Source organism: Pseudomonas sp. AS2.8 (genome assembly GCF_014190935.1).
Classification (GTDB): Bacteria; Pseudomonadota; Gammaproteobacteria; order Pseudomonadales; family Pseudomonadaceae; genus Chryseomonas.
This window is the reverse complement of record NZ_JACHVV010000002.1, coordinates 673,012-696,616: the sequence shown is the minus strand read 5'-3', so window position 1 is coordinate 696,616 and position 23,605 is coordinate 673,012. Positions and strand designations below refer to the sequence as shown.

At 65.9% G+C, this 23,605-nt stretch carries 23 protein-coding genes; 11 read left to right on the top strand and 12 right to left on the bottom strand.

Features of this window, described 5'->3' with window-relative positions:
- Positions 1–113 precede the first annotated feature (113 nt).
- Entirely contained in the window at positions 114–1,148 is a 1,035-nt protein-coding gene (locus FHR73_RS10215) for an acyltransferase (RefSeq protein ID WP_183630900.1), read from the top strand.
- On the opposite strand, the gene FHR73_RS10210 is transcribed toward FHR73_RS10215, so the two are convergent.
- Together FHR73_RS10210 and FHR73_RS10205 are read right to left on the bottom strand one after the other, a co-directional pair.
- The gene (locus tag FHR73_RS10210; protein ID WP_183630899.1) at positions 1,142–2,200 is read right to left on the bottom strand and encodes an oxidoreductase; all 1,059 of its coding nucleotides are present in this window, start codon (positions 2,198–2,200) and stop codon (positions 1,142–1,144) included. The two genes, FHR73_RS10215 and FHR73_RS10210, sit on opposite strands and share 7 nt — an antisense overlap.
- An 81-nt stretch (positions 2,201–2,281) precedes the next feature.
- Positions 2,282–2,719, bottom strand: coding sequence for an HPF/RaiA family ribosome-associated protein (locus FHR73_RS10205; RefSeq protein ID WP_183630898.1), 438 nt, complete (start codon positions 2,717–2,719; stop codon positions 2,282–2,284).
- 223 nt (positions 2,720–2,942) lie between these two features.
- On the opposite strand from FHR73_RS10205, the gene FHR73_RS10200 reads away from it, so the two are divergent.
- Positions 2,943–4,007, top strand: a complete 1,065-nt coding sequence (locus FHR73_RS10200; RefSeq protein WP_260175674.1) for a diguanylate cyclase — start codon at positions 2,943–2,945, stop codon at positions 4,005–4,007.
- Positions 4,004–4,474 carry a Cys-tRNA(Pro) deacylase gene (gene ybaK, locus FHR73_RS10195; protein WP_183630894.1) on the top strand — a complete coding sequence of 157 codons (471 nt, stop codon included), beginning with the start codon at positions 4,004–4,006 and terminating at the stop codon, positions 4,472–4,474. The genes FHR73_RS10200 and ybaK overlap by 4 nt, the downstream gene beginning before the upstream one ends.
- 145 nt (positions 4,475–4,619) lie before the next feature.
- Here ybaK and xylB read toward each other — a convergent pair whose 3' ends face one another.
- The 9 genes from xylB to FHR73_RS10150 all read right to left on the bottom strand — a co-directional run bounded on the left by xylB (position 4,620) and on the right by FHR73_RS10150 (position 13,583).
- Positions 4,620–6,116 carry a xylulokinase gene (xylB, locus tag FHR73_RS10190; protein WP_183630887.1) on the bottom strand — a complete coding sequence of 499 codons (1,497 nt, stop codon included), beginning with the start codon at positions 6,114–6,116 and terminating at the stop codon, positions 4,620–4,622.
- Between the two features lie 72 nt (positions 6,117–6,188).
- Positions 6,189–7,664: a mannitol dehydrogenase family protein gene (locus tag FHR73_RS10185; protein WP_183630885.1), complete on the bottom strand. Its 1,476-nt coding sequence runs from the start codon at positions 7,662–7,664 to the stop codon at positions 6,189–6,191.
- A gap of 67 nt (positions 7,665–7,731) precedes the next feature.
- Positions 7,732–8,829, bottom strand: a complete 1,098-nt coding sequence (locus tag FHR73_RS10180; RefSeq protein WP_183630883.1) for an ABC transporter ATP-binding protein — start codon at positions 8,827–8,829, stop codon at positions 7,732–7,734.
- A 19-nt stretch (positions 8,830–8,848) separates the two neighbouring features.
- The gene (locus tag FHR73_RS10175; RefSeq protein ID WP_007159281.1) at positions 8,849–9,682 is read right to left on the bottom strand and encodes a carbohydrate ABC transporter permease; all 834 of its coding nucleotides are present in this window, start codon (positions 9,680–9,682) and stop codon (positions 8,849–8,851) included.
- A gap of 10 nt (positions 9,683–9,692) precedes the next feature.
- On the bottom strand, positions 9,693–10,625 hold the full coding sequence (locus FHR73_RS10170; RefSeq protein WP_183630881.1) for a carbohydrate ABC transporter permease: 933 nt from the start codon (positions 10,623–10,625) through the stop codon (positions 9,693–9,695).
- A 122-nt stretch (positions 10,626–10,747) separates the two neighbouring features.
- Complete coding sequence (locus FHR73_RS10165; RefSeq protein WP_068385265.1) at positions 10,748–12,073, bottom strand: sugar ABC transporter substrate-binding protein; 1,326 nt, start codon at positions 12,071–12,073, stop codon at positions 10,748–10,750.
- A 215-nt stretch (positions 12,074–12,288) separates the two neighbouring features.
- On the bottom strand, positions 12,289–12,603 hold the full coding sequence (locus FHR73_RS10160) for a hypothetical protein (RefSeq protein WP_183630879.1): 315 nt from the start codon (positions 12,601–12,603) through the stop codon (positions 12,289–12,291).
- 142 nt (positions 12,604–12,745) lie between these two features.
- The gene (locus FHR73_RS10155) at positions 12,746–12,991 is read right to left on the bottom strand and encodes a hypothetical protein (protein ID WP_183630877.1); all 246 of its coding nucleotides are present in this window, start codon (positions 12,989–12,991) and stop codon (positions 12,746–12,748) included.
- Between the two features lie 151 nt (positions 12,992–13,142).
- Positions 13,143–13,583 carry a hypothetical protein gene (locus tag FHR73_RS10150; RefSeq protein WP_183630875.1) on the bottom strand — a complete coding sequence of 147 codons (441 nt, stop codon included), beginning with the start codon at positions 13,581–13,583 and terminating at the stop codon, positions 13,143–13,145.
- A 301-nt stretch (positions 13,584–13,884) separates the two neighbouring features.
- On the opposite strand from FHR73_RS10150, the gene FHR73_RS10145 reads away from it, so the two are divergent.
- Both FHR73_RS10145 and FHR73_RS10140 read left to right on the top strand, forming a co-directional pair.
- On the top strand, positions 13,885–14,694 hold the full coding sequence (locus FHR73_RS10145; RefSeq protein ID WP_183630873.1) for an inositol monophosphatase: 810 nt from the start codon (positions 13,885–13,887) through the stop codon (positions 14,692–14,694).
- A gap of 48 nt (positions 14,695–14,742) precedes the next feature.
- Positions 14,743–15,123, top strand: a complete 381-nt coding sequence (locus FHR73_RS10140; RefSeq protein ID WP_260175673.1) for a DUF1090 domain-containing protein — start codon at positions 14,743–14,745, stop codon at positions 15,121–15,123.
- Between the two features lie 7 nt (positions 15,124–15,130).
- On the opposite strand, the gene FHR73_RS10135 is transcribed toward FHR73_RS10140, so the two are convergent.
- The gene (locus FHR73_RS10135; protein WP_183630869.1) at positions 15,131–15,697 is read right to left on the bottom strand and encodes a histidine phosphatase family protein; all 567 of its coding nucleotides are present in this window, start codon (positions 15,695–15,697) and stop codon (positions 15,131–15,133) included.
- 268 nt (positions 15,698–15,965) lie between these two features.
- Here FHR73_RS10135 and FHR73_RS10130 point away from each other — a divergent pair, with 268 nt between their 5' ends.
- The 6 genes from FHR73_RS10130 (at position 15,966) to FHR73_RS10105 (ending at position 23,605) form a co-directional block, all read left to right on the top strand.
- On the top strand, positions 15,966–16,415 hold the full coding sequence (locus FHR73_RS10130; protein ID WP_183630867.1) for a FecR domain-containing protein: 450 nt from the start codon (positions 15,966–15,968) through the stop codon (positions 16,413–16,415).
- A gap of 113 nt (positions 16,416–16,528) precedes the next feature.
- Positions 16,529–17,044, top strand: a complete 516-nt coding sequence (locus FHR73_RS10125) for an OmpA family protein (RefSeq protein WP_183630865.1) — start codon at positions 16,529–16,531, stop codon at positions 17,042–17,044.
- Positions 17,045–17,054: 10 nt separating this feature from the next.
- Entirely contained in the window at positions 17,055–19,052 is a 1,998-nt protein-coding gene (locus tag FHR73_RS10120) for a CHASE2 domain-containing protein (RefSeq protein WP_183630863.1), read from the top strand.
- A gap of 398 nt (positions 19,053–19,450) precedes the next feature.
- Positions 19,451–21,853, top strand: coding sequence for a TonB-dependent siderophore receptor (locus tag FHR73_RS10115; protein ID WP_183630861.1), 2,403 nt, complete (start codon positions 19,451–19,453; stop codon positions 21,851–21,853).
- An 84-nt stretch (positions 21,854–21,937) separates the two neighbouring features.
- Complete coding sequence (locus tag FHR73_RS10110) at positions 21,938–22,438, top strand: GNAT family N-acetyltransferase (RefSeq protein ID WP_183630859.1); 501 nt, start codon at positions 21,938–21,940, stop codon at positions 22,436–22,438.
- Between the two features lie 102 nt (positions 22,439–22,540).
- Positions 22,541–23,605 carry a hypothetical protein gene (locus FHR73_RS10105; RefSeq protein WP_183630858.1) on the top strand — a complete coding sequence of 355 codons (1,065 nt, stop codon included), beginning with the start codon at positions 22,541–22,543 and terminating at the stop codon, positions 23,603–23,605.

Sequence of the window (23,605 nt, the reverse complement as noted above, 5' to 3'; positions counted from 1 at the left end):
TGATCCGGCGCAATCCAGCCTTTTCCCGGCGACACCCGACCCGCCCATGCCGTCCACAATGACGGCGCGGCGCTGGGTCGTGCCTGGCGGGACGAGGAGGGAAAGGTTCTACAATGCTGGTTTCACTGCAGGCTCTCAGGGCCATGGCCGCCTGGCTGGTGGTCTTTCATCACTTCATGCAGGTGTTCTTCGATTTCCACGCCGACAGCCTCGGCGGCCATCTGCTCTCCACGAGAGGTCAGGTCGGGGTCGACATCTTCTTCGTGCTCAGCGGCTTCGTGATCCACCTGTCTACCGCCGGCCGACCGCTCAGGCGCAGCACCTTCCTCTGGCACCGCATCGCCCGCATCGTCCCGGCCTATTGGCTGTACACCGCGGTGACGGCGCTGATCCTCTATCTCGCCAGCGACGTGATGCCCATCTATGGCGTCGCCGCACGCGAACTGCTGCTCTCGCTGTTCTTCATTCCCAGCGAGAATCCGGCCGGCTTCGGCCACTATCCGATCCTGCCGGTGGGCTGGACGCTCAACTTCGAGATGCTGTTCTACCTGCTCTTCGCCCTGTCCTTTGGCGTGGCCGAGCGCTGGCGCATTGGCGTGGTCAGCCTGCTGGTGATCCTGGTCAGCCTGGTGCTGGCCCGCGAGTCCTTTGTCAGCAGCTTCTATCGCAATCCGATCATCTTCGAATTCCTGCTGGGCGTGAGCCTGGCCGCGCTCTATCGCCGCGGTGCCCTGCGCGGACCCAGACCGCTGGCCCTGGCGGCGGCCCTGGCAGCCCTGACCTGCCTGGTGGCCTTTCCGGCCGACCATCCCTGGCGCCTGCTGACCTGGGGCGTGCCCAGTGCGGTACTGGTCGGCGCCTGCGTGATCCTCGAACCCTGGTTCGCCGGCTCGCGGCTGTGCAAGGCGCTGGGGGACTGGTCCTATTCGGTCTATCTGGTGCACGTCATCGTGCTCTGGCTGGGCGACTACTGGTTGCACCAGCAGTGGGGCCTCAGCCCCTACCAGACCCTGGCGGTCTGTCTGCCGGTGATCCTGCTGCTGGCCTGGGCCAGCTACGAGTGGATCGAGCGACGCCTGTCGCGCACTCTGCGCCAGCTGGGCGAACGCCTGGCGGGACGGCGTCCGCAGTGGGTGGCCAGTCAGTAGGCCGCGCGTTCGGCGGCGGTGAGTTCGGGCAGCAGGGCGCGACCTTCCGCCGAGGAGCGCTGGGCCGCTTCCAGCAGAGCCATCAGGGCGCAGGCCTGGGCAGGAGGAACGGGATTGGCGGCGCGCCCGGCGAGGGCCTCCACCAGGGCGAGGTAGTAGCGGCGGTGATCGCCCGCCGGCGTCGGCAGCGCCTGGCGCTCGCCGCTGGCGTCGATCAGCCAGCCCGGATCCGGATCCTGGCCCCAGTCCGGACCACCGGGGCGCACGCCGGCCTTGAGCGCGTCTTCCTGGCGATCCGCACCCTGCTTGATCCAGCTGCCTGCGGTGCCCTGGGCGAGAAAGCGCGGCACGCCGCCGGCGGCCAGCATCCCGGCTCTGAGGGTCACCTGGCGGGTACCGTAGTCCAGTTGCACCTGGAACCAGTCGTCGGTGAGCGCGCCGGGTCGTTGCCGCACCAGCTGCGCTTGCAGGCGCAGCGGCAGGCCGAACAGGCAGAGGGCCTGATCCAGCAGATGGGGACCGAGATCGAACCAGAGGCCACTGCCGGGGAGCGCCGCTTCGCGCCAGCGCGTCCGCACCTCGGGACGAAAGCGCTCGATGCGCGATTCCAGGCTGGTCAGTTCACCCAGGGCGCCACTGGCGAGTACCGCCTGCAGCCCGAGGAAATCGCTGTCCCAGCGACGATTCTGGAACACCGACAGCAACCGGCCGGCCTGTTCGGCTTCCGCGGCCAGTTGCCGGGCTTCGGCGAGGGTGACGGTAAAGGGCTTGTCGACCACCACGTGCTTGCCGGCGGCCAGGGCGGCGCTGGCGAGGGGCGCATGGGTCTGGTTGGGCGAGGCGATCACCACCAGGTCGATGGCCGGATCCTGCACGGCGGCCAGGTAGTCCGCGGTGACGCGCACCCCGGGCAGGTCGGTCTGCACACGCGCGGCATCCCGCGAGGCCACCAGCTCCAGGCTGAGACCGGGAATCGAACGTAGCAGGGGGCCATGGAAGGTCTGACCGACGAAGCCGTAACCGATCAGGGCGACGCGAAAGGGCGAGGGCATGAGGCATCCTTGTGCCGGGGTGGAAAAGAGCGAGGCCGCTCAGAGAGCGGCCTCGGTTGAACGCGAAAGTAAGAGGTTGCCCTATTTCAACTCGTGATCGTGAGCCAGTTGCTCCCTTTCGAGGAATTCGTCCTGCCGCAGGGAGTCCTTGAATTCTTCGGAGTCCTCCAGGGCCAGGGGGTCATTGAGTTCGCCACCGGAGAGACGCTTCTTCTCCAGTTTGCCGGACAGGTGGGTGATGGCGCGCAGCAGCTTGTCCGCTGCGCCTTCCACTGCCAGGTCGAGGGAGTCGGCCTTGTGGGTTACCGAGAGCGGCTGGTGCCCCTTGATACGGGCCTCCATCTGGCACCGCTTGTCCTGAGCGCCGGACTTGCCGGCGTTCTCGTCGTTGAGGTGCACCTCGACGCGGGTCAGGAGTTCGTCGAAGCGATCCAGGCGGTCTTCCACCACGGACGCCACCCAGTTCTGCAAACCGGCACTGCTTTCGATGTTGTGATCACTGTTGACTTGGACTTGCATGCGGCTTCCTCTTTTTGACGGGCCTGACCATTGGATGAGGCCGGTCAGGCCGAGGTTCAAGGCTGTTCGTCCGGTGTGCGTGTCACCCGATGTTTCCTTCTGGCAGTGTTCAGGGGCGTCGCAACTATCGGAAAACGACGCTCAGGTCGCGGGTCGCTGGCGTTTTGCCCTTATCCACTGATAATGCGCGACCTTTCATCGTCCGTCGCAGTGGGGATCGTCAATGCCAGATGTGCTCACGCGTGGCCGCAGTTTTGCCCGGCGGCTCTGGCTACCCCGTGCGACAGGTCTGTTGCTCAGCCTCAGTTGCATCGTCTCGGTGCAGCTCACCCAGCCGGTGTCCATCGGGCTGTGGCTCCTGCTCTTGGCCAATGCGCTGTGCTGGTCGCCGCTGGCCTACTGGCGCGCCGTTCGCGCGCGCGATCCCTATCGCGCCGAACTGGGCAATCTGCTGCTGGATTGCGGCTCGGCCGGCTTCTGGGCGGCGAGCATGGGCTTCAATCTCCTGCCCAGCGTGACCCTGCTCGCCATGACCGGCCTGAACATGCTTGGCGCCGGCGGCCTGGCGTTCTGGCGCCGGGGACTGCTCGCGCAACTGGCGGGCATCCTGGTCGGCCTCGTGGTGCTGCGCCATCCGGTCGCCCTCGAGACCTCCACCGCGCAGATCTATGCCTGCCTGCCGATGATCGTCGCCTATCCCTGGGCGCTGGGCCTGGTGAGCTTTCGCCTGGCGCAGCAGCTGTCGCGGCGCCAGCAGGAGCTGGAGCTGATCAGCAAACAGGACGGCATGACCGGTCTGCACAACCGAACCCACTGGGATCAGCTGCTGCAGCGCGAATTCGCCCGCTGCAAGCGCAGTGGCGCCGCGGCCAGCCTGGTGATGATCGACCTGGACAACTTCAAGCTGGTCAACGACCGCTTCGGTCACCAGGCCGGTGACGAGATGCTGCGGCAATTTTCCGGCCTGCTGGCGCGGACCATCCGCACCAGCGACCTGGCCGGTCGTTTTGGTGGCGATGAATTCGGTATCCTCTTGCCCGACACCTCGCCCGAGCGGGCCCTGGACCTGATTCGGCGGCTGCAGGAGCGTTTGCACGAGATGCAGGCGGGCGGCCCCGGCGATCGCCAGAACGTCCGCGTCGGGATGAGCTGCGGCATCGCCGGATTCGACCGGGCCTACGATGACGTCGCGCACTGGCTGCAGGCCGCCGACTTCGCCCTCTACCGGGCCAAGGCGCAGGGCCGCGGACGGGCCGAGGTGGCCGATCCCGAAGGAGTGCTGGCATGACCCCGGCGATAGAACTGCTCAAGAAGCGCCAGGTGCCCCACGAGGTGCTGAGCTACCACCATGATCCCAAGGCCGCCTCCTACGGCCTGGAGGCCGCCGAGAAACTCGGTCTGGCGCCGGCGACGGTGTTCAAGACCCTGCTGGCGGCGAGCGAGAAGCAGGAGTTGCTGGTGGCCATCGTGCCGGTCGCCGGGACCCTGGATCTCAAGGCCCTGGCCCAGGCGGCCGGCGTCAAGAAGCTGGAGATGGCCAAGCCCGACCAGGCCCAGCGCAGCACCGGTTACCTGGTGGGCGGCATCAGTCCGCTGGGGCAGAAGAAGCGGCTGCGGACCTTCATCGACGCGTCCGCGGCGGCGTTGCCGGGCATCCATGTCAGCGCCGGACGCCGCGGGCTGGAAGTCGCCCTGGCACCGGCGGACCTCGCCCGCTTGCTGGATGCGCCCTTCGTACCGATCGGCAAGGCCTGACACGTAGGTTGGCGCTGAGCGCAGCGAAGCCCAACGAGGTAAGGGTGCGGCGGTGTTTTGTTGGGCTTCGCGGTGCTCAGCCCAACCTACGCCCTGCTCTTCGATGGGGTGAAAATCGCCTGGCGATTTCCACCCCATCCGCCCGCTAGGCTATTGCGTAGCTCTCACGCAACTGCTGCCGGTAGCGCTGGTAGGCCGCCTCGTACTCGGCGACCCGCGCCGGATCCGGTTCGGCACGGCTGGCCGGGTCCAGGTGCACGCAGCGTTCGGTGAGGCTGTCGAGCGACTCCGGGCGGCCCTGTTCGCGACTCCAGCACCAAGCGGCCTGCAGTGCGCCACCCAGGGCCGCGGCTTCGCCGTGCACCGGGCAGACCACCGGGGTGTTCATCAGGTCGGCGATCAGCTGCCGCCACACCGGGCTCTTGGCGCCGCCGCCGATGAGTCTCAGGGTGTCGCCGGGCATGCCCAGGTCGCGCAGCAGATCGAAGCCATATCTCAGGGCGAAGCTCACCCCCTCGACCACCGCCCGGCACAGGTTGGCACGGGTCAGGTTGGTGGCGGTGAGGCCATGCAGGCTGGCGGTGGCGGTCGGTAGCGCCGGTACCCGTTCGCCATTGAGGAAGGGCAGCATCAGCACCCCTTCCGCGCCGATGGGCGACTCCGCCACCAGACGGGTGAATTCCGCCAGGTCCAGGCCCAGCAGCTCGCGGATCTGGCCGCTGGCATTGGTCAGGTTCATGGTGCAGATCAGCGGCAGCCAGCCGCCGTTGGACGAGCAGAAGCCCGCCACGGCGGGATGGTCGCTGATGCGAGGTTCGTCGGAATACCCATAGAGGGTGCCCGAGGTGCCCAGGCTCAGGGTGATCTGGCCGGCGCGGCTGTTGCCGGTGCCCAGGGCGCCCATCATGTTGTCGCCGCCACCGCTGGAGACCAGCGCCTGGACGTTGATGCCCAGTTGGCTGGCGACCTCCGGCCGCAGCCGCCCGACCGGCTGGTCGGCTTCGATCAGCGCCGGCAGGGCGCGCTCCAGGCGCCCACTGGGATCGATGTGGCGCAGCAGTTCCAGGTCGTACTGGCGCGTACGCACATTGAAATAGCCGGTACCCGAGGCGTCGCCGTATTCGGCCACGGCGCGTCCGGTCAGCCAGAAGTTCAGGTAATCGTGGGGCAGCAGCACCTGGGCGATCTGGTCGAACACCTCCGGGTGCTGTTCCTTGGTCCAGAGCAGCTTGGAGACGGTGTAGCCCGGCGCGATGGCCAGGCCCAGGCGCTCGATGGAGCCTTCGACGCCGCCCAGGTGTTCCAGCAGGCGCTGGTTTTCCGGGGTGGATTCGGTGTCGCACCAGAGCTTGGCCGGCCGCAGGACCTTGCCGCTGTCGTCGAGCAGTACCAGTCCATGCTGCTGGCCGGAGACGCCGACGCCGAGGATGTCCTGGCCATCGCTGCCGGCCTGCGCCAGGGCGGCGCGGGTGGCCGCCACCAGCGCCCGGATCCAGTCCGCCGGATTCTGCTCGCGGCGGCCGTTGGCGGCCTCGGTCAAGGGGTGAGGCGCACTGCCTTCGCCCAGTACCACCCCACGCTCGACATCCAGGATCACCGCCTTGGTGCCCTGGGTGCCGCAGTCTATGCCGAGAAACTTCATGCCTGGCCGCTCCTTGTTGTTGTTAGGGCTTGTATGAAAAGTCGACGCTGCCCAGGCAGTTTTTTGCCAAGGCTAGTCGCCGAGCAGGGTCTGCAATGTGGCGCTGACCCCATGGGTACGCAAGTTGTACAGCTGCCGCTCGAAGGCGGCAACGAAGGCCGCGGATTTCGGGATGTGCTTACCGAAGATTTCCTCGGCGCCCAGCAGGCGCTCGGTGAGATTCTTCTGATCCTGCACCAGCTCCTCGCAGTAGTTGGCGCGCGGATCGGGAATGCGATAGGTCGCCCCGGTCTCGTCCACGCCACGCAGGTAGACCGCCCAGGCGGCCACCACCAGGGCGGCGCGGTCCAGGTCCTTGCCGTCTTCGATCAGGCGGTTGATGGTCGGCACGGTGAACTTGGGAAACTTCGACGAACCATCCGAGCAGACCCGCTCCAGCTGGTCGGCGATGGCGCGATTGGAGAAGCGCTCGATCAGGGTGTCCTTGTACTGGTCGAGATCGATGCCGGGCACCGGTGCCAGCTGCGGGGTCACGTCCTTGTCCATGTAGGCGCGGATGTAGCGCACGAACAGCGGATCGGCCATGGTCTCGTGAACGAAGCGGTAGCCCTTGAGGAAGCCGAGGTAGGTCAGCGCCAGGTGGCTGCCATTGAGCAGCTTGATCTTCATCTCCTCGTAGGGGGTGACGTCATCGGTGAACTGGACGCCGACGTCTTCCCAGGCCGGGCGGCCGGCGACGAACTTGTCTTCCAGCACCCACTGCAGGAAGGGCTCGCAGACCACCGGCCAGGCGTCCTCGATGCCGTGTTCGGCCAGCAGCGCCTCGCGATGGGCGGTGCTGGTCATGGGGGTGATGCGATCGACCATGGCGTTGGGGAAGCTGACGTGCTCGGCGATCCAGCCGTGCAGCTCTTCGTCCACCAGGGCGGCGTAGGCCAGCAGGGCCTTGCGGGTGACCTGGCCATTGTGCGGAAGGTTGTCGCAGGACATCACGGTGAAGGGCCCGGTGCCCTCGGCGCGGCGCTTGGCCAGGGCCGCCAGCAGGAAGCCGAAGACGCTGCGCGGATCGCCCGGATGCTGCAGGTCGTGCTGGATCAGCGGCAGCTTGAAGTTGAATTCGCCGGTGCTGTCATCCATGCAGTAGCCGCCCTCGGTGATGGTGAGGGAGACGATGCGGGTGCCGGGATGGGCCAGCTTGTCGATCAGCGTCTGGGTGCCGTCCTCGGCCAGCAGCATGCCGCTGATGGCGCCGACGACGCGCACCTCGGTGTCCGGCTCGTCGGCCAGCACCACCTGGGTGTAGAGATAGTCCTGGCCGGCCAGGGCATCACGCATGGCGCGGTCTTCGGCGCGCAGGCCGACGCCGCAGATGCTCCAGTCCAGGTCGCGCCCCTGATTCAGCAGCGCCTCGGTGTAGATGGCCTGGTGCGCGCGGTGAAAGCCGCCGACGCCGATATGGACGATGCCCTGGCGCAACTGGCAGGCGGCGTAGCCGGGCTTGGCGATGTAGTCGGGAAGTTGTTCGAGGTGCTGGCGATTGAGTTTCACGATGGCGATCCTGCAAGGCGGCGCCCCGGGCGCGCGCAGGGCGCCGGGGCAGGAAAGGGGAGAGGGGTCAGGCGGCTTTGCGCAGCAGCGGCGCCACGGCGCGGCCCTGCTCGTCGAACAGGTGGCAGAAGTCGACGTCCAGGGCCAGGCGCTGGCGTTCGCCGTAGGCGACGGCGCAGTCACCCGGCACGCGCACGGTCAACGGCTCCTCGGCCTCGGTGACCATGTGGCAATAGGTGTCACTGCCCAGGCGCTCGGCCACATCGCTGATCACCGGTAACTGGCCGTCGGCGGCCAGGCGCAGGTGTTCCGGGCGAATGCCTAGGGTCACCTGGCTGCCGACCGCCAGGTCGTCGCCGCGGCGTGGCAGGTGCAGGCGTGGACCGGCTGCCAGCTCCACCTCCACGCCCTGGGGGTCGGTGGCCACCACCTTGCCCTTGAGGAAGGCCATCTTCGGCGTACCCAGGAAGCCGGCGACGAAGAGGTTGGCCGGATGGTGATAGAGCTCCAGGGGCGAGCCGACCTGCTCGATGCGACCGCCGTTGAGCACCACCACCTTGGTCGCCAGGGTCATGGCTTCCACCTGGTCGTGGGTCACGTAGATCATGGTGGCCTGCAATTCCTGGTGCAGGCGCGCCAGTTCCAGGCGCATCTGCACGCGCAGGGCGGCGTCCAGGTTGGACAGGGGTTCGTCGAACAGGAAGATCTTTGGCTGGCGGACGATGGCGCGGCCGATGGCCACCCGCTGCCGCTGACCACCGGAGAGCTGGCGCGGCTTGCGCTCCAGCAGCGGCGTCAGTTCGAGGATGCGAGCGGCATCGGTGACCTTGCGCTCCACTTCCTGCTTGTCGATCTTGGCCAGGTCGAGGGCGAAGGACAGATTCTTGCGCACGCTCATGTGTGGGTAGAGGGCATAGGTCTGGAACACCATGGCCAGGTCGCGCTTGGCCGGCGACACCTCGGTGATGTCGCGGCCGTCCAGTTCCAGGGTGCCGCTGCTGACCTCTTCCAGGCCGGCGATGAGGCGCAGCAGGGTGGACTTGCCGCACCCGGACGGGCCGACGAAGACCACGAATTCGCGGTCGTTGATGTCGAGGTCGACGCCCTTGATGATTTCCAGCGAGTCGAAGCCCTTGCGCAGGCTGCGGATTTTCAGATTGGCCATGACAGGAGTCCTCTTGTTCTTATTTCACCGCGCCGAACGACAGGCCGCGGACGAGTTGTTTCTGGCTGATCCAGCCAAAGATCAGGATGGGCGCGCAGGCCAGCGTCGAGACGGCCGACAGCTTGGCCCAGAACAGTCCCTGGGGACTGGAGTAGGAAGCGATCAGCGCGGTCAGCGGGGCGGCGTTGGACGAGGTCAGGTTCAGCGACCAGAAGGCCTCGTTCCAGCAGAGGATCAGCGACAGCAGCATGGTCGAGGCGATGCCGCCCTTGCTGATCGGCAAGAGCACCCGGACGATCTCCTGGTAGGTGGTGGCGCCATCCAGGCGCGCCGCCTCGAGGATGTCCTTGGGGATGTCCTTGAAGTAGGTGTAGACCATCCAGACCACGATCGGCAGGTTGATCAGGGTGTAGACGGCGATCAGCAGCAGCCGGCTGTCGAGCAGTTCGAACTGCTTGGCCAGCAGGTAGATGGGCACCAGCACCCCGACCGCCGGCAGCATCTTGGTGGACAGCATCCACAGCAGCAGGCGCTGAGTGTTGCGGGTCTCGTGGAAGGCCATCGAGTAGGCTGCCGGCAGCGCCAGCAACAGGCTGAGCAGGGTGGCGCCAAAGGAGATCACCACCGAATTCAGCGCGAAGTGGAAGTAGTCGCTGCGCGCCTGGATGGTCAGGTAGTTCTCCAGCGTGGGCATGAAGAAGAACTGCGGCGGCGTGGCGAAGGCGTCGATCTCGGTCTTGAAGCTGGTCAGCACCATCCAGAAGATCGGGAAGAACAGCACCAGGGCCACCAGCCAGGCGAGCAGGCCCAGCAGCAGGCTCTGCAGGCGCCGGGATTGCTTGAGCGTCAGCATGTCAGGGTCCTCACTGTTGGGTCAGGTTCTTGCCGAGCATCCGCACCAGGATGATGGCGGCGATGTTGGCGATGAGCACGGCGATCAGGCCGCCGGCGGAGGCCAGGCCGACGTCGAACTGCAGCAGGGCCTGGTTGTAGATCAGGTAGGCGAGGTTGGTGGAGGCGAAGCCCGGACCACCACTGGTGGTGGTGTAGATCTCGGCGAACACCGACAGCAGGAAGATCGTCTCGATCATCACCACCACGGCGATGGGACGCGCCAGGTGCGGCAGGGTCAGGTGCCAGAAGATGGCGACCGGACCGGCGCCGTCCAGGCGGGCCGCTTCCTTCTGCTCCTGGTCCAGCGACTGCATGGCGGTCATCAGGATGAGGATGGCGAAGGGCAGCCACTGCCAGGAAACGATCAGGATGATCGACAGCAGCGGATGGGTGGCCAGCCAGTCCACCGGGGTGGCGCCGAACAGTTTCCAGACCGCGGCGAGAATGCCGGAGACCGGATGGAAGATCAGGTTCTTCCAGATCAGGGCGCTGACCGTGGGCATGATGAAGAACGGCGAGATCAGCAGGACGCGGACGATACCGCGGCCGAAGAACTCGCTGGCCTCCAGCAGCGCCGAGATCAGCACGCCGAAGACCACGCTGATCAGCAGCACGCTGCCCACCAGCAGCAGGGTGTTGGTCATGCCGGGCCAGAAGCCGGCATCGGTGACGAAGTATTCGAAGTTTTCCAGACCGACGAAGGCGTGCTCGCCCGGGTAGAGCAGGTTGTAGCGGATCAGCGAGAACCAGATGGTCATGCCCAGGGGCACCAGCATCCACACCAGCAGCAGAGCCACCGAAGGACTGATCAGGAACCAGCCGGGACCGGCACGACGTCGTTGACGACGGGCGGGAGCGGCAGGGGTTTCGACGGCGGGCGTCTTGAGGGTGGAGGTCTGCATGGCGATGCTCCGCAAGGCAGTAGGCCGTGACGAGGCACTGGCGTCTCGCGACGCCAGCGACGGATCAGGCAGGAAAAGCCGCTAGGCCTGGGTCCGCGTGGCGCGGACCCAGGGCTCCAGCGCTACTTGGGATAGCCGGCGCGCTTCATTTCCCGGGCGGTGGACTGCTGCGCCGCCTGCAGGGCCTGCTCGACCGACATCTGCCCGGTGAGGGCCGCGGCGAACAGCTTGCCCACCGAGGTGCCGATGGCCTGGAACTCGGGAATGGTCACGTACTGGATGCCCACATAGGGCACCGGCTTGGCCGAGGGATGGGCCGGGTCGGCGTGCTGCAGCATGTCCAGCGAGACCTTGGCGAAGGGCGCCGCGTCCATGTAGGCCTGGCTGTAGGTGGACTTGCGGGTACCCGGCGGCACGTTGGCGATGCCGTCCTTGTCCGCGACCAGCTTGGCGTAGTCCTTGGAGGTGGCCCAGGTCACGAAGGTCTTGGCGGCATCCTTGTGCTTGGAGGAGGTCGGGATACCCAGCGACCAGGCGTACAGCCAGGAAGAGCCCTTGTCGGTGACCTCGCGCGGCGAGCCGGCGAAGCCGACGCTGTCGGCGACCTTGCTCTGGCTCTTGTCCATGGTGAAGGAGCCGGCGACGCTGGCATCGACCCAGATGGCGCACTTGCCGCTGTTGAACAGCGCCAGGTTCTCGTTGAAGCCGTTGCTGGAGGCGCCGGGCGGGCCGTACTTCTTCATGTTGGTGACGTAGTAGTTGGCCGCCGCGGTCCATTCCGGACCGGTGAATTCCGGTTGCCATTTCTCGTCGAACCAGCGCGCGCCGAAGGCGTTGGCCATGGTAGTGACCAGGGCCATGTTCTCGCCCCAGCCGGCCTTGCCTCTCAGGCAGAGACCGTATTGGTCCTTGTCCGGCTGGTGCAGCTTGCCGGCGAATTCGGCGATCTGGGTCCAGGTGGGCTGGGCGGGCATGGTCAGGCCGGCCTGCTGGAACAGATCCTTGCGGTAGTAGGTGATGGAGCTTTCGGCATAGAAGGGCAGCGCATAGAGGGTGCCCTTGACCGACAGGCCTTCGCGAACCGACGGGAAGAGGTCGTCCAGGTCGTAGTTGGCGGGCAGGTCCTTCATGGGCTCCAGCCAGTTCTGGGCGCCCCAGAGGCCGGTCTCGTACATGCCGATGGTCAATACGTCGAACTGACCGCCCTGGGTGGCGATGTCGGTGGTCAGGCGCTGACGCAGCACGTTCTCTTCGAGCACCACCCAGTTGAGCTTGATGTCGGGGTGCTGTTCTTCGAAGGTCTTGGACAGCCGCTGCATGCGGATCATGTCACTGTTGTTGACGGTGGCGATGGTGACCGTTTCGGCGGCCTGGAGGGCCAGCGAGAAGGTCAGGCCTGCAGAGAGGGTAACAGCGGACAATAAAAGCGCTTTTGGTGTTGTTTTCATCTTGCACTCCGCGTCCTGTGCAACTGCAGCAGACGCTTTTCTTGTTGTTGTAACCCACCACGCGGCCGGCTGTGACGGCCTTTGCAGCGGAAGCCACGGACCGATTACAGCCCGTTGCCGCCTGGGAAACAAATGCTGGAAGACACCAAAATCAGTATTTTTTTGCACATCCCCGCGAGGCTGCGCGGGACGCGCGATCCGGCCAGCGGCTCTGGCTAGAGACTTTCCGCCTTGACCTTGGTGATGCCGTCCTCGCGATAAAGCTGCAAGGTTCCGGGTGTGGATTCGATCACCCGCTCGTTTTCGATGAGAAAGGAATAGACCGGCGTCGCACTGCCCGGCGCGCGCAGGTTGCGATACTCGTAGACCACCAGGCGATCAAGCTGCGCGACCCGCTGCGGCGAGCCGAAACTCTGCCTGAGCTGTTCCTGGGTACGGCCGCCGAATTGCGACGGATCGGCCGGGGGAGAGGTAGGCGCCGAGCTGCACGCCGACAGGGCGGCCAGCAAAAGAGGGAATAAGCGTTTCATGGCAGCTCCGCGGGTACGTCAAATGGGCAGACAAATGAGCTGCCCGTAGAACCAGACGGACCCGCGAAAAGCGGATTCATTCCCGGGGCAGCAACAAAAAGACAGACGGTTATCAGATCATCGGGTGCCATCGGCGGTTGATCTAGAAGACCCAGCGCTGTTCCTGGACCAACGTCTGACGTTCGTTCAACCAGCGCGCGGCATTGACCGGCTGACGTGTATCGCGAAACGAAGTCTCGCGGCTGGAGGGAAGACTGTGAGTGGCTGAAGCCGGAACCTGCAGAACGAGGTCCGCCAGCTTGAGCGGGGGTATCGCGGGGAGGGAGGCTGCTTCGCCATTGAAGGCGGCAAAGGTCACGATGACACTGGCCAGAATACGAATTCCCATTCCTTGGGTCTCCTGGTAGATCCGAAGCGCGAATCTACCATTCCACTGCCTATTTGGTTCCCGGTTAGTCTGACGTTAATGCGTATTTGTGACTCTGTTCGTCATCCGGGCGGCCCGTGCATCACGCGGTGGCGGGCCTACATCGAGCCGCTCAGGCGACGGGTGCCGCCTCTCGGTGCTTGGCCGCCAGGTAGGCGAACAGCGGCGCGCAATCCGACACCAGGCTGACCAGGGTCTGGCCGGCTGCGGGTTCTTGTCGCAACAGCACCTTCTCGCCTCGCGCATTGAGATAGAGGGTGTATTCCGGGGTGCTGGACTGGGCCATGAAGCCCTCGCCCATCAGGGCGCTGCCCAGGGCCATCCGCTGCGGCAGGTTGCAGTTGCCCTGCCACTGGAAGGCACGGATACCCAGGTTTTCCAAGGTTTCGGCCACGGCACAGTCGATGCTCAACGGCGGATGGTCGAACAGCGGAAATTCGCGCGACAGCAACTCGAGGTGGCGCTCCAGACATTCGAAATGCTGTCTGGGAATCAGTCGCCGCAACTGCTGCAGCTGACCATTGCCGTGGAATAGCGAAGTTTGTGCGGTCATGGCGTCCTCCCGGTACAACGAGCACTCAAAGGTTCTGACGGCGGCGGGCGGATTTGGTGCGGTCCGCCGCTGCATTTCGCCGTCCTGATTGCCAATACCCGACAGCCTGCGCCCCTGAGATGACACGGCCATTACCAGGGGCCTCTAGTCGGACCTTTGCCGAAATCGGCAGAATTTGGCCAGCGGGCGGCCGCGGCCTGACCGGGTTCGGCGGCAACGGCGCTGACGGGCAAGACCGCGACTATTCTTTTCCACCGGTGGAACTGGCACCCTGACGCCTTTTCCCGTTCCAGGAGCGCCCATGACCGCCATCGCCCCCGCCATCGCCGAACGCTACCGCGCTGTCCAGGACATTGCCCGGGAAGCGGCGCAACTCGGCCTCGATTTCTATCGCCGGCGCGGTGCGCTGCAGGTGGACCACAAGGGCAGCGACCTGCAGGACGTGGTGAGCATCGCCGACAAGACGCTGGAGGAGCTCATCCGCCAACGCCTGAGCGAGCGCTTTCCGCAGGATGGCCTGCTGGGCGAGGAGGGCGGTGCCACCGACCTGTCCGCGCCCTACCTCTGGGTCATAGACCCCATCGACGGCACCGCGCCCTTTCTCAACGGCCTGCACAACTGGTGCGTGTCCATCGGCCTGATGCACGAGGGCGAGCCCTTGCTCGGCGCCATCATGGATCCGAATCACGACGAGCTCTTCCATGGCCTGCGCGGGCACGGCGCCTTCGTCAACGACCAGCCGCTGCGCGTCCATGCGGCCACCGAGATCCGCCAGGGCCTGACCGGGCTGGGTACCACCCACAGACGCGGCAAGGAACACTTCCTGCCGTTCGTGACCGGTCTGCTGGCCGAGGGTGGGCAATTCTTCCGCAATGGCTCGGGTGCCCTGATGACCGCCTATGTCGCCGCCGGCCGGCTGATCGGCTATTACGAAACCCTGATCCATGGCTGGGACTGCCTGGCGGGCCTGGTCCTGATCCAGGAGGCGGGGGGGCGCCACAACGCCTTCCTGCGCAACGACGGCCTGGTCAATGGCAATCCCCTGCTGGTGGCAGCGCCAGGCGTTTACGATCAGCTCGCCGCGCTGGTCGGGCCGTCGCTGGACGGTTGAGCGGGACGATCCAGGTACGCTCGCCTTTCAACGCCCGGAGGAATGCCGATGAAAGATCGAACCAAAGCAGTGCTGTTCGCGGCCGCCTTGCTGCTGCCCGGTCTGGCTAGCGCGGCCGACGGGGGCTGTGCGGCGAAACGCCTGACGCTGGAACGGCAGATCGCCCAGGCTCAGGCACAGGGCGATGCAGGGCGGCTGGCCGGGTTGCGGCGGGCACTTGCCGCGGTACAGGCGCACTGCACCGACGCCGGCCTGCGCCAGCAGCGGCTGGATGTCATCCAGGCCCGGAGTCGCGAGGTGGCCGAGCGAGAGCGGGATCTGCGCAGCGCCCAGGCCAAGGGCGACGCCGACAAGATCCGGGTGCGGACCAGGAAGCTGGACGAGGCGCGTCGCGAATTGGAAGAGGCTCGCGCCAGGGCGAGCCACTAAAGCGATCTCAGCGCGTCTCCTTGCGATAGATGCTCGGCTTCCAGTAGTCCTTGAGCAACAGGTGCAGGGGCCCGCGCCAGCCGCGCTTGCGCAACTGCCAGGCGATCAGCACGTTCATGATGCCGTGTCCCAGCAGCAGCACCGAGCCGTGGCGTTCGGCCAGTTCGATGAGGTGATCGGCCGCCTGGCTGGCGCGTACCGACGAGCTGCCGATGGACTCGGTATGGGCGGCGAAGCCCAGGAACCAGGCGGATCTGAACAGCAGTCGCCAGGCCTTGACCGGCAGGCGCGGCACATCCAGCTCCAGATAGGGCAGGTGGGCTTCGGCATAGCGGTCATCCACCGGGCTGCCGGGGCGGCCCATCAGGTACTCCAGCGAGCGCACGCAGCGACTCAGGGGGCTGCTCACCACATGACCCGCCTCTTGCGCCAGCCGCCGCGTCTCCGCGGGCTCCTGGCCCGGGGGGACCGGCGCCTTCTGGTAGCGCGCGACCCAGTCCTTCATCTCCCTGGGAGTGCAGCGGGCCTTGCTGGATAGATCGGGCTTGCCGTGACGGACCAGAATGATCTGCATGAAAAGGTAACCTGGGAAAGATGCTCACTAGACCACTGCCCGTGCCGTTCGTCTCGCTGGGTCGTGATGGCATGAGTAGTGGCCAGGTGCCATTCGTACTACTTTGCGTGCCGCCTGGCTTGTTTATCTGGTAGAAGGTGACTGGGTTCACGAGTCTGGAGCCCTGACCGCTGCACAGCAGGCCGCTTCAAGGTGCCATCCGAGGTCCTGCCGGTAATCCGTCGCTCCCCGCGACGGCCACGCCTTTCCATCCAGGGACCAGGAAAGCATGAAGAGAACACTGTTCGCATTGGCGCTGCTCGGGCTGCAGCTGCTGGGATCTCCACAGGTCACGGCCACCGAAGAGGCGCACGTGGCGCTGATCAAGAGCGTCTCGGGCAGCGTCAAGGTGCTGCGGCAGACAACCACTCTGGAGGCCCAGGCCGGCACCACCCTGGAGGTGGCCGATCGCCTGCAGGCCGGCCCTGACGCCACCGCCGCCATCGTCTTTCTCGACGGCACCCTGCTCACCCTGGGCAGCGACGCCGATGTGCAATTGCGTGACTATCTGTTCGAGCCCAAGCGCAGTCGCTATGGCTTCTCGCTGTACCTGACCAAGGGCTCGGCCATCTACTCGTCCGGCAAGATCGGCAAGGTCGCACCCGATTCGGTGAAGATCGAAACGCCGACCGCCACCATCGGCGTGCGCGGCACCCGCTTCCTGGTCCAGGCGCAATGAGGCCCGCAAGCTCTGCCGCGTCCTCCGCTCGCCTGCTGCTTAGCCTGCTGCTGTCCGCACTGCTGCTGGGCGGCTGTGCCAGCCCTCCGCCACCGCAGACAAGGGTCATCCTGATGCCCGATGAAGACGGCCATGTCGGCGCCGTTTCGGTGACCAGCGCGGCGGGTCGCCAGGCCATCGACCAGGGTTTTGGCGAGGTCACGGTGGGCGCACCGGGGCAGGCGCCGACCGCTGTGCAGGCGGTGGCCCAACCCCTGTTCGAGCAGCAGCATCGACAGGTGCTGGCGGCCCAGCCGTCGCCGCCGAAGACCTACCTTCTCAACTTCCTCTCCGACAGCATGGAGCTCACGCCGCAGTCCAAGGCGCTCCTGCCCGAGATGCTGGAAACTGCGCGGCAGCGCATCCCCACGGAAATTTCGGTATTCGGCCATGCGGATGGCTCGGGGGCGCCTTCCTACAACCTCGACCTCTCGGGCCAGCGTGCCCGCAAGGTGGCCGGTCTGCTGCAGCGGCTCGATCCCAAGTTGCGCATCAACGTCGAGTTTTTCGGTGATACCGTGCCCCTGGTACCGACCCGTCCCGGCAAATCCGAGCCGCGCAACCGGCGTGTCGAAGTCCTGATTCTCTAGGATCTCGCGCATGAACTCGGTTGCGACCCTGCTGCGCCGGCGCGCGCCCTGGATGTTCCTGGTCAGCCTGGGGCTGTCGCTGGCCTTCGGCCTCGCTGCTCTGGCGCAGTTGACGCCGTTGCAGTACCTCGATCGCCTGGCCTACGACCAGCTCAGCCGCCTCGCGGCCAGCACCGAGGATGCCACGGATGTCCAGGTGGTCAGCATCGACGAGGCGAGTCTGGCGGCGCTCGGACAGTGGCCCTGGCCCCGCTACCGGGTCGCTCAGCTGCTCTCGCGGATCGCCGAGGCCGAGCCGGCGGCGATCGCCGTGGATGTCCTGTTCAGCGAGCCGGACCGGACCTCGCTCAAGGCCTTGCAGCAGAGTTTCCGCGACGACTTCGGCGTGGACCTGAGCTTTTCCGAGGTGCCTGCGGAATTGCAGGACAACGACGGCTATCTTGGCTACGTCATGGGGCAGACGGGGGCCGTCGGTGCCCGTTTCTTCTTTCTCGATCTGCAGCAGCCCGTCTCCGGCGGGCTACGGCCAGGGGTGGGCTTCACCGGCGCCCTCGACGCCCTCCAGCTGCCCGAAGCCAGAGGCGCGCTGGACAACGTGGCCCCCATCGCCAGCCAGACGCGCGTCACCGGTTTCATCAACAGCCAGCGTGACAGCGATGGCATCCTGCGGCGCGTGCCTTTGCTGCTCAGCCACCAGGGCATCCTCCATCCGAGTCTGGCGCTGGCCGCCACCCTGCGCGCCCTGGGGCTGAACGAGGGCGTGGTGGAGAGCGGCCTTGCCGGGCCGACGCTGCGACTCGGCGATCACCGGTTGCCACTTGATCGTGAAGGCCGGGCGCTGCTGCGGCTGCACAGCGCGGCCGAGCACTATCCGGAGGTCTCGGCAGTCGCGGTGCTCAGCGGCGCGGTGGCACCGGACATGCTCAAGGGCAAGGTCGTCTTCGTCGGCGTCTCGGCCGCGGGCTTCAATGACCTGCACACGACGGCGCTGGGCCAGATCTTTTCCGGCGTCAGACTGCAGGCGGCCCTGACCCAGGACCTGCTGGACGATGCCCTGGTCCGGATTCCCCAGTTCGCCGGCGTGCTGCAACTGGTGCTATGCCTGGCAGGCGGCCTGCTGCTTGCCGTTGGCTTTCTCTTCAATCGCAGTCAGCGTCGCTTCGCCCTGTTGGCGGCCACCTTGATCGTCCTGCCGCAACTGCTGGGCGCCTGGCTGTTCGTCTGCCATAACGTCTTCCTGCCGCTGGCCGCGCCCCTGTTGCTGGTGGCGATGCTATCGGCGCTGGCATTGATCACTCGGATCATCCTGGCGCGCCAGCACGAAGAGCGCTGGCGCCGGCAGCTGGAACGCTCGCGGCAGGTCACCATCGAGTCCATGGCCGCCGTCGCCGAGACCCGGGATCCCGAGACCGGTGCCCATATCAAGCGCACCCAGTACTACGTCCGCGCCATCGCCGAGCAGTTGCGGCAGTCCGGCCATGCACCGGAGCAACTCACGCCCGATTACATCAAGTTGCTGTTCCTGTCCGCGCCCCTGCACGACATCGGCAAGGTCGGCGTACCGGATGCCATCCTGCTCAAGCCCGGCCGGCTGACGCCGGAGGAGATGCAGGTGATGCAGCGGCATGCCGAATTCGGTCGGCAGATCATCCTCAGCACGGCCAGCCATCTGGAGGATGACAACTTCCTCGCCCTGGCCGCCGAGATCGCCAGCACCCACCACGAGAAGTGGGATGGCAGCGGCTATCCCAACGGACTGTCCGGTACCGGCATCCCGCTGGCCGGCCGGATCATGGCGGTGGCCGATATCTACGACGCCCTGATCAGTCGGCGCTGCTACAAGGAGCCGTTCAGCCACGAAGACTCGCTGCAGATGATGCGCGAGATGCGCGGCAGTACCTTCGATCCCCTGGTGCTCGACGCCTTCCTGGCCATCGAGCCGCAGATCTGCGCCATTGCCCAGCGCTTTCACGATGAGGGTGTGGGCGCTTCCAAGCGGCTGGTCTGACCGGTCCGCCACCACCTGCAGCTTCCCTTGCTGCAGCCCTCTATCCAAATCCGCCTTCACAACGCCAGCAGAGTGCCTCTCGCGCAACAGCGTTGCCCACTGCTACGCAAGGTGGGCAGGGCAGTCCCTGTTTTCTTGAAACATTTCCTCGAAAATAGTCCCGGTAGGGCGATGGAAGGCTGACGCCTGCAGAGGCGCGTCCTTGAGCCCTTCCTCGACGCTACCTACTGACTTGCGTTCGCTTATGATATTAATTTGCATTTACAGATGCATCCAGGTTGCATAGCCTGCGTTCCGCCGCGCAAGACGGCAACGGATACCGGTCCCTGGAAAGCCTCCAGCGAGTCCTTACGTGGGGTACGGACGGGTCGGTGTTTCCCTAGAGGACGACCAACGACATGCAGCTCTTCTCCCTTCGCCTCATCGCGCTTTCCGTTTCCCTGGGCGTGGCGACGCTCGCCCAGGCCGCCCCCGTGGCGCTGTCGCAACCGGCGCAGCCGCTGGCTGACGCCTTGCAGAGCTTCGCGCGCGCGAGCGGCTTCCAGGTGAACTACGATCCTGCCGCCCTGGTGGGCAAGCGGGCGCCGGCACTGGCGGGGCGGATGGAGCCGGATGTCGCCCTGCAGCGTCTGCTGGCGGGCAGTGGCCTGGCGGCCTCGGTCAGTGGCTCGGTCGCGACCGTAGCCCCGGTGGCCACCCAGGCGGCAGCCGGCAGCGTGGCGCTGGAGGCCACCACCATCAGTGCGGACGATGGCTCCCTGACAGGCCGGACGACCACCGAAGGGACGCGCTCCTACACCACCGGCGCCATGAGCACCTCCACCGGCCTGCCGCTGTCGATCCGGGAGACGCCCCAGTCGGTGAGCGTCATCACCCGGCAGCGCATGGAAGACCAGGGCATGACCGACCTCAACGATGTGGTCAGATACGCCCCGGGGGTGACGCTGAACAAGTTCGGCGGCGACCGTCAGGAATTCCTCTCCCGCGGCTTCCGCATCGACAACATCATGTACGACGGCCTGCCCACCACGGCCGGGACCTTTACCCTCGACACTCTGTCCTCGGCGGACCTGTCCATCTACGACCGCGTCGAGGTGGTCCGCGGCGCCACCGGCCTGATGACCGGCGCCGGCGATCCTTCGGCCACCCTGAATCTGGTGCGCAAGCGCCCGACCGCCTTCCCCCAGGTCAGCGTCACCACCAGCGCCGGCAGCTGGGATCGCTACCGCACCGAGGTCGACGCCTCCAACAAGCTCAACGAAGCCGGCACCCTGCGCGGTCGCGCCGTGGCCGCCTACGAGGACGGCCACAGTTTCCAGGACGTGCGCGAGCGCAAGCGCCAGACCTTCTATGGCGTCCTCGAGGCGGATCTCAGCGACTCCACCACCTGGACCATCGGCGCGTCCAAGCAGCGCGAGGACAAGACCTCCGACTGGGGCAGCCTGCCCAGCGGGCCCAATGGTGAAAACCTGCATCTGTCACGTTCCACCTTCCTGAGCGGCGACTGGGCCTACTGGGATCAGGACAACTACACCCTGTTCTCGGACATCACCCACACCTTCGACAACGGCTGGAAGGCCAAGCTGGCGGCGCAGCAGGTCTGGGCCAATTCCGATACCTATTCCAACTACGTCACCACCCTGCCGAGCAACAACTACGCCTACAACACGGTGGCCGATCTCGGTACTGCTTCTGGTGCCTACCGTACCGATTCCGACCAGCTCAACATTGATGCTTCGGTCAGCGGTCCCTTCCAGTTGCTGGGTCGCGAGCACGAACTGATGGCGGGGTTGAGTCGCCGTCAGGAGAAGTTCTATCAGCGTGGCGGCTACTCAGGCGCGACACCGATCGACATCTACAACTTTCGCCCCAGCAGCATCCCCAAGCCCGCCAAGGACAGCCTTACCCCCTATGCCAGCAAGAACACCACGACCGAAGAGGCGATCTACGCGGCGGCGCGCTTCAACCCCATAGATCCGCTGCACGTCATCGTCGGCGGCCGCGTCAGCTGGTATGACTTCGACAATCTCTACAGCGATGATGATTACAAGGCCACGCGTGAATTCACGCCCTATGCCGGCATCATCTACGATCTGAACGACACCTATTCGGTCTACGCCAGCTACACCGATATCTTCAAGCCGCAGAGCCAGCAGAACACCGGTAACTCGGTGCTCGCCCCCATGACGGGCAAGAGCTACGAGATTGGCTTGAAGGGCGCTTATTTTGACGGTGCGCTGAATGCCTCCGTGGCGCTCTTCGAGACCGTTCAGGAGGGCCGCGCCTATGAGCTGTCCCCTCAGCCGATCGAGTGCACCCGGCAGAGCCGTACCTGCTACGACACCGCCGGCGAAGTGCGCAGCCGCGGCATCGATGCGGAGATTTCCGGTCAACTGGCGCCCAACTGGCAGGCCTCGGCGGCCTATACCCTGGTGCTGAGCGAATACACCAAGGATCTGGTCTACGAAGACCGCCGCTTCGCTCCGGAGCAGCCCAAGCACCTGTTCAAGGCCGCCACCAGCTACCAGTTGACCGGTAACCTGAGCAACTGGCGCATCGGCGCCGATGTGCTGGCGCAGAGCGAGACCTTCAAGCGGGTGGGTAACGGCGAGGCCAAGCAGGACAGCTACTCCGTGGTCGGCCTGATGGCGGGCTACCGCTTCAACGACCACTGGGATGGTCGCGTCAACTTCAACAACATCTTCGACGAGAAGTACTGGCAGGGCATTCCCAGCGGCACGGGTTTCGGCACCTACGGCGATCCCCGCAACGTCATGCTCAGCCTGAAGTGGACGCTGTAACCGGCGCGTGACTCGCACCCTTCGCCCTTGTCCGAGCCCCCGGACCTGGGCGAAGCTGCGGACTTTCGCGAAGGAGTGCCACCCATGTCCAGCTCGCTCGTCCACCTTGAACGCTATGCCGATCGTCATGCCGAGGGCCTCGCTGCCCTCTATGGCGATCCGTCAGTGGCGCGACAGGTGCTGCAATTGCCCTATCAGAGCGCCGAGCAATGGCGGCAGCGTCTGAGCGGCGAACGCGAAGGGCGGATAGGACTGGTCGCCCTGCAGCAGGGACGGGTGGTGGGCAGCGCCAGTCTCGAGCAACAGCCGCGCATTCGCCGCCAGCACTGTGGGGCCCTCGGCATGGGCGTGGCCCGCGATTGCCAGGGGCAGGGCATAGGCACCCAGCTGCTGACGGCCCTGCTCGACCTCGCCGACAACTGGATGAATCTGCAACGGGTCGAGCTGACCGTCTTCAGCGACAACGAGCCGGCCCTGGCGCTCTATCGCAAGCTGGGTTTCGAGGAAGAAGGGCTGTTGCGTCGCTATGCCCTGCGCGATGGGGCGTTCACCGACGCCTACAGCATGGCGCGCTTCAAACCCTGATCCAGGTGTATGAGAGAAACTTGATTTCATCACAAGAAACCTGAGTTTGTTTCATGCGGCGCGCGCGACGACAATCTCCACCTTGTCAGGTGGAGGTGTGCGATGGTCAAGATTCATTCCCAGGGTTCCGCGCGGCGCGAGCAACAGGGTGACACGTTCCTGGCGACGATGGCCTCTCCCGACGAGTGTGACCGTGCCGCCCTGATCGACCAGGGGCGCCAGCAGCGTCGGCAGGCGTGGCGTGCCCAGCAGGCCGCGGGTTGCGAGTGGCTCGCGGTAGGCGACTTCGGCTGGGGTGATCGGGTTCTGGCGCACTCGTATCTGGTCGGCGCCGCCACTCGCACCGAGGCGGCAGACGCTCAGGGATTCGTCGGCCCCTGTCAGGTCCCGGTATTCACCGCGGACCAGTCCTTCGCCCTTGGCTGGGAACAGCTGTTCGACGAGGTCGCCGAGGCCCAGGCGCTCGGTCTCGCCGTCAAGCCGGTGATCCTCGGGCCGCTGAGCTATCTGTGGCTCGGTCGCTCGCTCGATCCCGCCTTCGACCGTCTCGAGCTGCTGGAATCGCTGCTGCCGGTCTATGGCGAAATCTTCGCGCGGTTGGCCGCTCAGGGCGTGGAATGGATCCAGCTCGACGAGCCGTTGCTGGCACTGGAGCTGCCGCTAGCCTGGCGTACCGCCTTCGAAAGGGCCTACAACCTGCTGCAGCGCGAGCCGCTGAAGAAGCTGCTGGGTGTGCGTCACGGTGAATTGATCGACAACCTGGGGCTGGCTGCCGGTCTGCCGGTGGAGGGGCTGCATGTCGACTGGCCGCGCTCGGTCCAGGTCCAGCAGGGTCTGCTCGATCGGCTGCCGGCCTACAAGACGCTGTCGTTGGGCCTGGTCGAAGACGCCGAGCCCGGGCAGATCGGCCAGCAGCGGCGGCTGCAATTCGCCCGCCAGGTCGGCGAACGCCTGCAGGAGCGCCTCTGGCTGTCGCCCGCGGTCTTGTCCGGAGATGCCGACACGGCCCAGGCCGCGGCACTGACAGCCGAATTCAACACGCTGGTGCGCACCGCTCGCCAGGCAGCCCTGGCCACGCCCGTAGCGCCCGCGGAAAAACCCTGGTCGGCGATCGAGGCGGCCCTGGCCAAGCTGGGCGCCGCCCAGTCCGGGCTGGTGGCGTCCTGA